The organism is Rhizobium sp. TRM95796 (assembly GCF_025779995.1).
Classification (GTDB): Bacteria; Pseudomonadota; Alphaproteobacteria; order Rhizobiales; family Rhizobiaceae; genus Rhizobium_E.
Map to the genome: position 1 here is coordinate 604,453 of NZ_JAOXHE010000001.1, position 12,521 is coordinate 616,973.

At 63.3% G+C, this 12,521-nt stretch carries 12 protein-coding genes; 3 read left to right on the top strand and 9 right to left on the bottom strand.

What is annotated here, in order from left to right; all coding sequences use genetic code 11:
- Nucleotides 1–36 precede the first annotated feature (36 nt).
- Nucleotides 37–630 (bottom strand): LysE family translocator, encoded by a 594-nt coding sequence (locus tag OCK01_RS02915; RefSeq protein WP_263822620.1) that lies wholly within the window; start codon nucleotides 628–630, stop codon nucleotides 37–39.
- Between the two features lie 136 nt (nucleotides 631–766).
- Here OCK01_RS02915 and OCK01_RS02920 point away from each other — a divergent pair, with 136 nt between their 5' ends.
- Nucleotides 767–1,615, top strand: coding sequence for an aldo/keto reductase (locus OCK01_RS02920; protein ID WP_263822621.1), 849 nt, complete (start codon nucleotides 767–769; stop codon nucleotides 1,613–1,615).
- 40 nt (nucleotides 1,616–1,655) lie between these two features.
- On the opposite strand, the gene ilvN is transcribed toward OCK01_RS02920, so the two are convergent.
- From ilvN to OCK01_RS02940, 4 genes are all read right to left on the bottom strand, one after another.
- Nucleotides 1,656–2,228, bottom strand: coding sequence for an acetolactate synthase small subunit (ilvN, locus tag OCK01_RS02925; RefSeq protein WP_263822622.1), 573 nt, complete (start codon nucleotides 2,226–2,228; stop codon nucleotides 1,656–1,658).
- A gap of 106 nt (nucleotides 2,229–2,334) precedes the next feature.
- Complete coding sequence (locus tag OCK01_RS02930; RefSeq protein WP_263822623.1) at nucleotides 2,335–2,616, bottom strand: hypothetical protein; 282 nt, start codon at nucleotides 2,614–2,616, stop codon at nucleotides 2,335–2,337.
- Between the two features lie 55 nt (nucleotides 2,617–2,671).
- Complete coding sequence (locus OCK01_RS02935; protein ID WP_263822624.1) at nucleotides 2,672–4,444, bottom strand: acetolactate synthase 3 large subunit; 1,773 nt, start codon at nucleotides 4,442–4,444, stop codon at nucleotides 2,672–2,674.
- Between the two features lie 111 nt (nucleotides 4,445–4,555).
- Nucleotides 4,556–4,720 (bottom strand): hypothetical protein, encoded by a 165-nt coding sequence (locus tag OCK01_RS02940; RefSeq protein WP_263822625.1) that lies wholly within the window; start codon nucleotides 4,718–4,720, stop codon nucleotides 4,556–4,558.
- Between the two features lie 141 nt (nucleotides 4,721–4,861).
- Between OCK01_RS02940 and OCK01_RS02945 the strand changes: the two genes are divergently transcribed.
- A complete protein-coding gene (locus tag OCK01_RS02945) occupies nucleotides 4,862–6,874 on the top strand; it encodes an ATP-binding protein (RefSeq protein ID WP_263822626.1) in 2,013 nt (670 codons plus the stop codon).
- Here the strand turns inward: OCK01_RS02945 and miaA are convergent.
- Nucleotides 6,864–7,763 (bottom strand): tRNA (adenosine(37)-N6)-dimethylallyltransferase MiaA, encoded by a 900-nt coding sequence (gene miaA, locus OCK01_RS02950; RefSeq protein ID WP_263822627.1) that lies wholly within the window; start codon nucleotides 7,761–7,763, stop codon nucleotides 6,864–6,866. The genes OCK01_RS02945 and miaA overlap by 11 nt on opposite strands.
- 21 nt (nucleotides 7,764–7,784) lie before the next feature.
- On the opposite strand from miaA, the gene serB reads away from it, so the two are divergent.
- Nucleotides 7,785–8,675: a phosphoserine phosphatase SerB gene (gene serB / locus OCK01_RS02955; protein WP_263822628.1), complete on the top strand. Its 891-nt coding sequence runs from the start codon at nucleotides 7,785–7,787 to the stop codon at nucleotides 8,673–8,675.
- 106 nt (nucleotides 8,676–8,781) lie between these two features.
- Here the strand turns inward: serB and OCK01_RS02960 are convergent, their stop codons facing one another.
- The 3 genes from OCK01_RS02960 to hflK all read right to left on the bottom strand — a co-directional run bounded on the left by OCK01_RS02960 (nucleotide 8,782) and on the right by hflK (nucleotide 12,476).
- The gene (locus OCK01_RS02960; protein WP_412178961.1) at nucleotides 8,782–10,353 is read right to left on the bottom strand and encodes a Do family serine endopeptidase; all 1,572 of its coding nucleotides are present in this window, start codon (nucleotides 10,351–10,353) and stop codon (nucleotides 8,782–8,784) included.
- A 135-nt stretch (nucleotides 10,354–10,488) separates the two neighbouring features.
- Nucleotides 10,489–11,391 (bottom strand): protease modulator HflC, encoded by a 903-nt coding sequence (gene hflC, locus OCK01_RS02965; protein WP_263822629.1) that lies wholly within the window; start codon nucleotides 11,389–11,391, stop codon nucleotides 10,489–10,491.
- Nucleotides 11,388–12,476: an FtsH protease activity modulator HflK gene (hflK, locus tag OCK01_RS02970; RefSeq protein WP_182829049.1), complete on the bottom strand. Its 1,089-nt coding sequence runs from the start codon at nucleotides 12,474–12,476 to the stop codon at nucleotides 11,388–11,390. Before hflK ends, hflC begins: the two co-directional genes overlap by 4 nt.
- Between the last annotated feature and the right edge of the window lie 45 nt (nucleotides 12,477–12,521).

Consider the following 12,521-nt stretch of genomic DNA (forward strand, 5'->3'; position numbering starts at 1 on the left):
TGGCGCCAAGCCCTTGCTGAGACTCGGCAAATCGGCTCAGCGCAGCATCGGCCAGAGGCTCAGCACCAGGAGCCCCGCCATGGTCAGGTTGAACCATTTCAGCCGCACCGGCTCAGACAGCCAGTCGCGCAGCAGCGCGCCGAACACGGTCCAGCCGCCCTGGCAGGGCAGCGCGAGCAGCAGGAAGGCGATGGCGACGATAAAGACGGACAGCACCGGATGGGCCGGATCGGCATAGGCGGCCATCGACGACACGGCCATGACCCAGGCTTTCGGATTGACCCATTGAAACGCCGCCGCCGACAAGAAGCGCATGGGCTCGCTCGCCTCGCCGCCCTCTCCCAGCGATCGCGACATGCCGATCGACCAGGCGATATACAGAAGGTAAAGCCCGCCGGCGATCTTCAGCAGCGTATAGAGTATCGGGGCCGCTTCGAGCAGCGCGCCCAGTCCGAAGCCGCAGGCGATCAGCAGGCTGCCGAAGCCGACCTCGATGCCGATCATATGCGGGATCGTCCGTCTCAGCCCGAAATTCACGCCCGAGGCGAGCAACATCATATTGTTCGGGCCGGGGGTGACCGAAGTGGTGAACGCGAACAGGACCAGCGACAGCAGAATTTCAGGAGACATTGAACCCTCACCAAGTTCGAGGGACCATAGAGGTCGCGATTTTTCTGTCCAATGAGAAGTCTTGAGCAACCGTGAACGAAAATTGATCCTTGGCGTTGGCTCTGCAATGATCAGAATGAACGCAAGGAGACACATGATGCCCGCTGCCCCGATCCCGACGCTTCGCCTCAAGAACGGCGCCGAACTCCCCACTCTCGGCCAGGGCACCTGGATGATGGGCGAAAGCGCCTCACAGACGCCTGCGGAAGCGGCGAGCCTCCGCCATGGCCTCGATCTCGGTCTGACATTGATCGACACGGCGGAAATGTATGCCGAAGGCGGCGCCGAAAAGGTGGTGGCCGAGGCCATCCGCGGACGCCGCGACGAGTTCTATCTCGTGTCCAAGGTTTATCCCTGGAACGCCAGCCGACAGGGGACGATCGACGCCTGCGAGCGGAGCCTGACGCGGCTCGGCGTCGATCGCATCGATCTCTATCTCCTGCACTGGCGCGGCGAACATCCGCTGGCCGACACCGTGGCCGCCTTCGAACAGCTCAAGACCGACGGCAAGATCGGCGCGTGGGGCGTATCGAATTTCGATACCGACGACATGCGGGAATTGATGGAGGTCGAAAATGGTGAGAATTGCCTCGTCAACCAGATCCTCTACAATCTCTGCCGCCGCGGACCGGAGGTGGACCTGATCCCCTATTGTCGCGACCAAGGCGTCGCCATCATGGCCTATTCGCCCATCGAACAGGGGAAGCTGCTGAGCGACCCCGAACTCATTCGGATCGCCAAGGCGCATCAGGCGACGCCGGCCCAGATCGCCCTCGCTTATTTGCTTGGACAGGCCGGCGTAATCGCCATCCCGAAGAGCAGCCGCCCGGAGCGGGTCGCAGAAAATCGCGCCTCGGCAGACGTCACGCTGACGCCAGAGGCTCTTGCGACGCTCGACGAAGTCTTCCCTCGACCGACACGCAAGATCCCGCTCGAAATGATCTGAGGAAAGGAAGCGGCGGCCGCGATGGCCGCCGAAGAAGATCTTACATGCCCTGCGCGCCGCGGTTCATCGCCGCGATGCCGGTGCGGCACACCTCGATGAGGCCGAGCGGCTGCATGATGGCGATGAACTGGTCGATCTTGGACGGCTTGCCGGTGATCTCGAACACGAAGTGATCGGTCGTGGCGTCGATGACCTTGGCGCGGAAGGCGTCGGCGAGCCGCAACGCCTCGACGCGATGTTCGCCATTGCCCGCCACCTTGATCAGGCCGAGCTCGCGTTCGATCGGACGCTCCTGGCCCATCTCGTGGGCGCGAACCGTCAGATCGACGACTCGATGCACCGGCACGATACGGTCGAGCTGGGTCTTGATCTGTTCGAGCACATGCGGCGTGCCGCGCGTGACGATGGTGATGCGCGACAGATGCGACTTATGCTCGGTCTCCGACACCGTCAGGCTCTCGATATTGTAGCCGCGGCCCGAGAACAGGCCGATGACGCGGGCGAGCACGCCCGGCTCGTTGGACACCAGAACCGATAGCGTATGGCTCTCGGCTAGCTCGGTTTCCTTTGAGATGAAATAAGCCGAACCGGTCGGCTGAAGATGTGCGTTCATGTCTGTTTCCTGCCCTTGTGTTTAGTGCGCCAGCTCGACGCTGACTGAATTTCGAAACTTCTGCGCCGCTAGCGCCAGAGCGCGGTTGGAACACGGGCTTCCATGGTTATTGGTTCTTCCGCTCCCAGCGTTCCCTGACTTCCTCGGCAATAGCCTCTTCGATCATCTCATCCGTAATCGGCGGACCGTTGTAGCGCGGTCGCATGGCGAGGAACTCCTCGACCGTCAGCTTCCGCTGCGGACCCGCCGCCGGAGACGCCACCGTAAGCCGCACCTCTTTGCGGCCGCCAGTGACTTCGACGTCGTCGCCTTCGGCGATGCCATGCGCCTCGAGCACCGCTCTCGGCAGCGCCACCACGTCGTCGGGACTGATCTTCACCTTGGCCATTGCGATCTCCTGGCGGGAAGGATGAGCCGGAGCATATCCCTCCCGCCGATCTTTATCAAACCAGCTGGCGGCCCTTGGCGTCGATGGCGTTGGCGACGACTTCGTCGGTCGCCTCGTCCGGCAACAGCATCTCGTTATGCGCCTTGCCCGAAGGGATCATCGGGAAGCAGTTGGCGAGATTGGCCACGCGGCAGTCGAAGATCACCGGAAGCGGGCTTTCGATCATTTCCATGATCGCCGCGTCGAGGTTCTCCGGCTTGTCGCAACGGATGCCCTTTCCGCCATAGGCTTCCGCCAGCTTGACGAAGTCGGGCATCGCTTCGGTATAGGAGTTGGACAGGCGGTTGCCGTGCAGCAGTTGCTGCCACTGGCGCACCATGCCCATATACTGGTTGTTCAGGATGAAGATCTTGATCGGCGCGTTATACTGCACCGCCGCCGACATTTCCTGGATGCACATCTGGATCGAGGCGTCGCCGGCGATGTCGATGACCAGGCTCTCGGGATGGGCGATCTGCGCGCCCAGCGCCGCCGGCAAGCCATAGCCCATCGTGCCCAGCCCGCCCGAGGTCAGCCAGCGGTTCGGTTCTTCGAAACGGTAGAACTGCGCCGCCCACATCTGGTGCTGCCCCACCTCGGTGGTGATGTAGGTGTCGCGATCCTTGGTCAGTTCGTAGAGCCGCTCGATGGCGTATTGCGGCATGATCACGTCATTGCTCTTGGCGTAAGCCAGCGAATTGCGGCCGCGCCATTTCTGGATCTGCGCCCACCAGTCGGCCAGACGATCCTTGGAGGCGGCTTTCGCCTGAGAGCGATAGATCCTCAGCATGTCTTCGAGCACCGACGCGGTGTCGCCGACGATGCGGCAATCGACATGGACGTTCTTGTTGATCGAGGAGGGATCGATATCGATATGGATCTTCTTCGAATTCGGCGAAAACGCGTTCAGGCGGCCGGTGATGCGGTCGTCGAAGCGCGCCCCGACGCAGAGCATGACGTCGCAGTCATGCATGACCATATTGGCCTCGTAGGTGCCGTGCATGCCGAGCATGCCGAGCCAGGCCGGACCGGACGCCGGATAGGCGCCGAGGCCCATCAGCGTCGACGTGATCGGGAAGCCCGTGAGGTCGACCAGTTCGCGCAGCAGCTTGGACGCGACCGGACCGGAATTGATCACGCCGCCGCCGGAATAGATGACGCCCTTGCGCGCGCCGGCCATGAGCGCCACAGCCTTTTCGATCTCGCTCAGATCGCCTTGGATCTTCGGCTGGTAGTTGGCCTTCAGCGGCACTTCGGAGGGCGGCACATAAGTGCCGGTGGCGAACTGCACGTCCTTCGGGATGTCGACGACGACGGGGCCCGGGCGGCCGGTCTGGGCGATGCGGAAGGCTTCATGCAGCACGCGGGCGAGATCGTTGACGTCCTTGACCAGCCAGTTGTGCTTGGTGCAGGGGCGCGTGATGCCGACCGTGTCGCATTCCTGGAAGGCGTCGGAGCCGATGAGCGTGGTCGGGACCTGGCCGGTGATGCAGACGAGCGGAATGGAATCCATCAGCGCGTCCTGCAGCGGCGTCACCGCATTGGTCGCGCCGGGGCCGGAGGTGACGAGCATGACGCCGACCTTGCCGGTGGAGCGCGCATAGCCTTCGGCGGCGTGGCCCGCGCCCTGCTCGTGACGGACGAGAATATGCTGGATGTCGTCCTGCTGGAAGATTTCGTCATAGATCGGCAGCACGGCGCCGCCGGGATAGCCGAAAATGTGCTGGACGCCGTTGTCCCTCAAAGCTTGCAGGACGATCTCCGCCCCCGTCATCCGCATGTCGCTCATTGTCTCGATTTCCTTCCCTTCGAATTACCGCGCGCATTACCAAGTTTCAGGGCATAAAAAAAGGCCCCCGGAGGAGCCTCGTTTTGCGCATGGGTGGCTATCGCCGGACGGTCACACCGTCCTGCCCATGCGCTTTCCCACTACAAGAATGTTTGCGAATTTGATCATGGATGCCGTCATAATCGCATTTTCCGGCTTCGTCAACCGCAACCACCGTTTCGTTTCAAAGGATTGAGCAGCGGCCGCCGCCGCCGCCGCCGGATCGAAACGGCGCATGTGGAGAGCCCGCTCGTCCCTGAACGGGGCGCCTGTCTCTAAACAGGATATTAACTCCGGAGCGTTAGTTTTGACTACGCATTCAGAGGATTCCGTCTGGAGCGTCTATTGCATGCGCCGCGACGGATATTGGAGAATTCATTGTTTAGCAGGGAGTTGCAGAGCGCCCCGCAGGCGGGATTGCAGGAGCGGCGCGTCCATGGCGAAGCCGCGCGCGCGCTCGGCCATGTCGTGGCCTGCAACGGCTCCACGGCGACGCTACTCGCTTTGACCGGCGGCGAAGCCGGCGACGTCGCCAGTCAGTTGACGGTCGGCAGGTTGTTGTCGATCTCGGTGGAGGACCGACGGGTCGTGGCGCTCACCCGCGCCGCGCGCGCCGCCTCGGACCACTGGCAAACCGGCCAGACCAACGAATTTCTCGTCGATCTCGAACTCATGGGGGAAGTGAGCGTGGGCGCCGACGGCGTCGAACGTTTTTCCTCCGGCATTTCCGGTTATCCCCATCTCGGCGCGCCCGCCCATCAGATCCGCTCGATGGACCTGATGCGCATGTATGACAACGGCAAGCGGGAAAACTGCATCGTCGGCAGGCTCAGCCAGGACGAGACGATCGAAGCCTCGATCCATATGCCCTCCATGCTGTCGCGGCATTTCGCCATCGTCGGCTCGACCGGTTCGGGCAAATCCACCGCCGTCACCCTGCTGTTGCGCGAGGCCATCGCGTCGGATCCGAAACTGCGCGTGCTGATTCTCGATCCGCACAACGAATTCGCCGCCGCTTTCCCAGACAAGAGCGTGGTCATCGAAACCGGCAATCTCGACCTGCCCTTCTGGCTGTTTCGCCTGGAGGAATTTTCCGAAGTGCTGTTCCGCGGGCGACCCGCCGTTCCCGACGAACTCGACGCCCTGCGCGACATGATCCCGGAAGCGAAGCGCGGCTTTCGCGGAGCCGAAGCCGGCTCCCGGCGCCTGTCGGAGAAGAACGGCATCACCGCCGACACGCCGGTTCCCTATCGCATCGCCGATCTCATGGCGTTGATCGACGAACGCATCGGCAAGCTCGACGGCAGAAACGAAAAGCCCTATCTGCGCGCCCTGAAACTCAGACTCGCCGCCGCGATCAACGATCCGCGCTATCGCTTCATGTTCTCCTCCAACACGATCAGCGACACGATCAACGAGACGATCGCCACCATCTTCCGCATCCCCGGCGGCGACAGGCCGATCAGCACCTTCCAGCTCGCCGGCATTCCGTCAGAAGTCGTCAATTCCGTCGCCTCCGTGCTCTGCCGTATGGCGTTCGAAATCGCGCTGTGGAGCAAAGGCGCGGTGAGGCTGCTGGTCGTCTGCGAAGAGGCGCATCGCTATGTGCCCGCCGACGCCAATCTCGGCTTCGTGCCCACGCGCCAGGCCATCGCCCGCATCGCCAAGGAGGGCCGCAAATATGGCTGTTCGCTGGGGGTGATCACCCAGCGTCCCGGCGAACTCGACCAGACCATCCTGTCGCAATGCTCGACCGTCTTTGCGCTGAGGCTGTCCAATGATCGCGACCAGGACATCATCCGCAAGGCGCTGCCGAACTCGTCCGGCTCGGCGCTCAGCTTCATCTCCTCGCTCGCCAATGGCGAAGCCATCGCCTTTGGCGAGGCGGTGCCGGTGCCGATGCGGCTGAAATTCAACCGCGTGCCCGAAAACCGTCTGCCGAGCGCTCACGGCGTCGAGGTGGAAGAAGCAGAACTCGATCCGAACTCGATCAATCTCGGCATGGTGGTCGAGCGCATGCGATCGAGCGGCGGCCCCGATATTTCCGATTTCCAATCGCGCATCTCGGCGGTGGAGGCCTCGATCTTCGACGCCGTGGTCACCGCTTCGGGCGGCGACGATCTGGACATTCCGTCTCTGCGCAAGGAAATCGGTCCTTCGCCGTTGGAGCCCTACAATCCCGGCATGTTGCCGGGCCAGGCCCGTGTCGAGTCTCCGGACACCGCCCGGGCGGATTCACGCCTGGATCGCTACTCGTCCCTGCTCAAATCCGATTACCGGCGAGAAGAAACGCCTTTTGCGCCCGGCGGCGCCCCATCCTCGCGCGAAGATCTGGCCGCGAGGCGGCAGAGCATCCTGAGAAAGCCGCTCGACAGCCTGATCAAACGCTGAGCGCGGTCAATTCGTCTGACGCGGCGATCCGCATCCAGCTCTCGTCCATCTGGTTTCGGAACCAGGTGGACTGGCGCTTGGCGTATTGGCGCGTAGCCGCCGAAGAACGTTCGATCGCTTCGGCCCGCGTAATACGGCCGGCGAGCATGTCGGCGATCTGTGCGACGCCGATCGCCTTCATGGCCGGCGTCGCCGGAGGCAGATCGAGCATCAACAGAGCTTCCACCTCGGCGACCGCCCCCTCCTCCATCATTTTTTCGAAGCGGCGGTTGATTCGGCCGTGCAGCAGGCTACGCTCCGGCTCCAGGATAATCTTCACGGCGGACGCAGCATCGATCAACGCCGGTCCCGCCTCCGCCTGCAAGTCGCGAATGGACCGCCCGGTGACGGCGCGGATTTCCAGCGCCCTCAGAATGCGCTGCCCATCCGCTGGATTGAGCGTCGCCGCGGCGAGCGGATCGCGCCGGTCGAGCTCCGCATGCAGCGCCTCCGGCCCCTCTTCCAGGAGCCGTCGACGCAACGACGCGCGAACGTCCTCGGGAATTTCCGGCATTTCGGAAAGACCACCGGCCAGCGCCTTGAAATAGAGCCCGGTGCCGCCGACGAAGACCGGCAGCTTCCCTCTCGCCTTGACATCGACGAGCAGCGGCTCGACGCGACGCAGCCAGGCGCCGGTAGAAAAGGGTTCGTTTGGCGCGACCTCGCCATAGAGATGATGCGGCGCGCCCGCCATTTCCTCCGGCCGCGGTCGGGCCGTCAGCCAGTCGAGCACGGAATAGACCTGCATGCTGTCGGCGTTGATCACTTCGCCGCCGTGGCGAGCGGCCAGTTCCGCCGCCAGAGCGGACTTGCCGCTGGCCGTCGGCCCGGTTATCAGAATCGCATCCATTCATCCATCCGAGGAAGTCCGATGGCTCTCGTCGCCACTCTCATTGCCAATCCGTCCCATCCTGTACTGGTTCCGCGTCTGGCTGAAAAGGCGGCGGCGGCGATTTCCGCATCGGGATTGTACTGGCTCGCCGACGGCGTCGCGGCCGACATCACGCTTCGCGACGGCGTCAGCGCGCTGGAAGCGGATGCGGCTTTGCGCCAGGCGCTGGACGGCGAGAAGATCGACGTGGTCGTGCAAGACTATGAGACGCGCCGCAAGCGCCTGCTGATCGCCGATATGGACTCGACGATGATCGGCCAGGAATGCATCGACGAACTGGCCGCCGAAGTCGGCCTCAAAGATCTGGTCGCGGCGATCACCGCACGCGCAATGAATGGCGAGTTCGCCTTCGAGCCGGCGCTCAGAGAACGGGTGGCGCTGCTCAAGGGCCTGCCGCTCTCCGTAGTGGACGAGGTCATCGCCAAGCGCATCACGCTGACGCCCGGCGGCGTCGAGCTCGTGCGCACGATGAGGGCCAAGGGGCACTACACCGCCCTCGTCTCCGGCGGCTTCACCGTCTTCACGGGGCCCATCGCCGCGACGATCGGCTTTCACGAAAACCGCGCCAACATCCTGCTGCACGACGACGGCGTGCTGACCGGCGACGTCGCCGAACCGATCCTCGGCAAGCAGGCCAAGGTCGACGCGCTCCTCGACATCGCCGGCAAGCTCGGCATTTCCCCCGAAGAGGCCATGGCGGTCGGCGACGGCGCCAATGACCTCGGCATGATCAAGCTCGCCGGCGCGGGCGTGGCTCTTCACGCCAAACCCGTCGTGGCGGCCGAGGCCGGCATGCGCATCGACCACGGCGACCTGACCGCGCTTCTCTACATCCAGGGCTACAGGAAGACGGATTTCCAGAGCGCGTGACGGATCCGTGATCCGCCCGCGAGCGCGCCGCACCTGAAGCGGCCTGCGGTTTATGCGCCGACTTCAGAGGAATGGCGGGAGGAAAACGCTCTCTCCGTAGCCGAGCCTATTCCAGCGGCACGGCCACCAGACGCAATTCGCCCTTGGCGTTGGCGATCATCAGATAGGCGTTGCGGCGATCGTTTTCCTTCAGACCGGCCAGCTTTTCGGCCAGTTGCTCCGGCGTGTCGACGAAATCCTGGGCGACTTCCACGATGACGTCGCCCTTGCGCACGCCCTTGGCGTAGGCCTCGGTATCCTCCGGCGCTTCGAGCACGACCACGCCTTCCACGGTTTCGGGGATCTTCAATTCCTTGCGGTTCTCGGGCGTCAGCGCCGCGACCGTCAGTCCCAGCGTATCGGCGGGGTCGAGATCAACCGGCTTGTCGCCTTTGTCGGCGCCATCGGCGGAGCCTGCGTCCGGCGCGGGCTTGGCGGCGGCGGCCTCCTCGGTCTTCTTCTTGGCCTCTTCGTCGGGCTGGCGGGCGAGCGTGACCTTGACCGTCATTTCCTTGCCGTCGCGCAGGATGACCATGTCGAGCGGCTTTCCGATCGGACTTTCGGCGACGATGCGGGTGAGATCGCGCATTTCGTTGACGTCGAAGCCGTCGAGCTTCAGCACGATGTCGCCGATCTTCAGCACGCCGTTGTCGACGGGGCCGCCTTTGATGACGCCGGAAATCAGCGCGCCGCGCGCGGTCTCCAGCTTCAACGTCTCGATCATGTCGTCGGTGACGGGCTGAATGCGGACGCCGAGCCAGCCGCGCCGCGTCTCGCCATAAAGACGCAGCTGATTGACGACGTTGGCGGCGATTTCCGTCGGCACCGCGAAACCGATGCCGATCGACCCGCCGGTCGGAGAAATGATCGCGGTGTTGATGCCGATCACCTCGCCATGCATGTTGAACAGCGGACCGCCTGAATTACCGCGATTGATGGCGGCGTCGGTCTGGATGAAATTGTCGTAGGGTCCGGCATTGATGTTTCGGTTTCGGGCCGAGATGATGCCGACGGAGACCGAGCCGCCGAGACCGAAGGGATTGCCGATCGCCATCACCCAGTCGCCGATCCGCATCTTGCGGGACTCCCCGAACCGCACGAAGCGCAGAGGCTTCTTGGGCTCGACTTTCAGCACCGCGAGATCGGTCTTGGTGTCGGCGCCGACCAGTTTCGCTTTCAATTTCGAGCCGTTGGCGAAGTTGACCTCGATATCCGTCGCGCCTTCGATAACGTGATTGTTGGTCACGATATAGCCGGCCGGATCGATGACGAAGCCGGAACCGAGCGAACTGACCTTCTCCGCGCTGCCGGAGCCGCCATCCTTCTTCTTGAAATAATCGTCGAACAGATCCTGGAACGGCGATCCGTCCGGCAGGTTCGGCGACGGAAAGCCTTGGTCGGCTTCCTCCCCGTCGGCCTTGGCGTTCTGCAGGATGGCGATATTGACCACTGCGTCGGTGAGGCTCTCGGCGAGATCGGCCACCGATTCCGGACCGTGGTCGGGCTTGGTGACGGCGCTGTTCTGGGCCTGGGCCCAAACCGACGCCGGCATGGCTGCGCCGACGACCGCGGCGCTCACGGCCAGGGCGAGCACCCGCCCCGCGGCGACGCCGCCGATGCTGTTCTGTTCTGCCTTCATATCGTCACCCTCACCAAGCCGGACGCGCATCGCCCGGAATCATCCCGGCAGCATGCCCTTGATTTTTGACGAAGAAGGGGCTGCTGGCTAGAGCAACCCCTTCTCGATCTGTTGAATTCACCGTGAGCAGCGAATTTACTGCGCCGGAGGCGCTCCAGGCTTCGGCACTTCGCTGCTGAAATATTGGAAGAATTCCGATTCCGGCGACAGCACCAGGGTGGAGTCGCCCGAACCCAGCGATTGCTGGTAGGCCTGCATCGACCGATAGAAGGCGTAGAACTCCGGATCGCGGGAGAACGCCTCGCCATAGATGCGGTTGCGCTCCGCATCGCCTTGACCGCGCAGGATTTGCGCATCCTTGCTGGCGGCCGCGACGATTTCGACCTTGCCGCGATCGGCCACGGCCCGACGGCGCTGCGCGCCTTCGTTACCGCGAGCACGGATGGCTTCTGCTTCGGCCAGACGTTCTGCCTTCATGCGGTCGAAGGTCTGCTGCGAGACTTCCTTGGTCAGATCGGTGCGGCGAATGCGGACATCGGTGATGGTGAGGCCGAGCGATTCGGCGTCCTTGGTGATGTCGTTTCTCACTTCCTTCATCATCGAGGCGCGTTCGTTGGACAGCGCCGCTTCGAAGCCGCGCAGACCGTAGACGCGGCGCAAAGCCGAGTCGAGGCGGGTGCGCAACCGGCTTTCCGCCTGCACGACGTCGCCGGCGGCTATTTCGCGGAACAGCCGGGCGTTGGTGATCTTGTAGACCACGAAGGCGTCGACTTCGTAGAATTTGCCGCCCGAGACCTGCACGCGCATATTGTCGAGGTCCAGACGGAGTTCCTGGTTGGACACATACTGGACTCGGTCGGCGTCGAGGAAGGCGAAAGGCATCTTGAAATAGATGCCCGGCTCCGTCTTCACGTCGGTGATCTGACCGAAGCGGATGACGATCGCCTGCTGGCGGGCGTTGACGATGTAGAAGGACGAGAACAGCCCGACCACGATGATGAACAGGCCGATGGCGGCGACAGCGAGACGATTGGTCATTTCTGCGTCTCCTTCTGCGCCGGCTGCGTCAACTGATTGAGCGGCAGAAGAGGCACGACGCCGTTCTGGCCCGCCGCAGTGTCGGTGATGACCTTCTTGGAGTTCTGCAACACCTGTTCCATGGTTTCCAGATAGAGACGCTTGCGGGTGATATCCGGCGCCTTCTTGTATTGCTCATAGACCGACAGGAAGCGCTGACCTTCACCTTCCGCTTCCTTGACGACGCGGTTCTTGTAGGCGGCGGCCTCTTCGCGGATCTTGGCCGCCTCACCATTCGCCTGACCACGAACCTGGTTGGCGTACTGGTTGGACTGCTCGATCATCTTGTCTTCGTCCTGCTCGGCGCGCTGGACTTCATCGAAGGCGCTCGAGACTTCCTTGGGCGGCGACACGTCCTCGATCGACACGGTGTTGACCACGACGCCGAGCTTGTAGCGATCGGCGGTCTGCTGGATCGCGTCCTTGACCTCCTGGGCGACAGCCTGACGGTTGTCGCGGAAAATGTCCTGAGCGGGTCGACGTCCCACCATTTCGCGCATCACGGAATCGGCGACCTGCGCCAGCGTTCGGCCGGGTTCGGACACATTGTAGAGATAGGCGCGGGGATCGCCGACCGAGAACAGCAGCGAGAACTGCACATTGACGATGTTCTGATCGCCCGTGAGCATCAGCCCCTCGCCCTGGTCGCCCACGGCGCCGATCTTCTGCTGCTGTTCGGCCACGTTGACGAGTTCGACCGTTTCGATCGGCCACATCACGAAATGCAGGCCGGGGCCGGAGATTTCTTCCTTGGGCTTGCCGAACAGGGATTCGACGCCGCGCTCATCCGGCTGGACGGTGTAGACGGCGTTGAGAAGCCAGAACACCGCGGCGAGGATCAGCACGATGACGAAGATGCCGCCATTCATGCCGCCGGGGATCATGGTTTTCAACCGATCCTGGCTGCGCCGGATGATCTCGTCGAGATCCGGTGGCGTTCCGCCGCCGCGCGGCCGGTTCGGTCCCTGCCCCCAGGGACCCTGATTCTTGCCGCCGCCGCCGCCGCCCCATGGGCCGCCGCCGCCGTTCTGATTGCTCCAGGGCATTCACACCTCTTTTTGCCAAACCTCAACACCGGCAGTTCACGACCG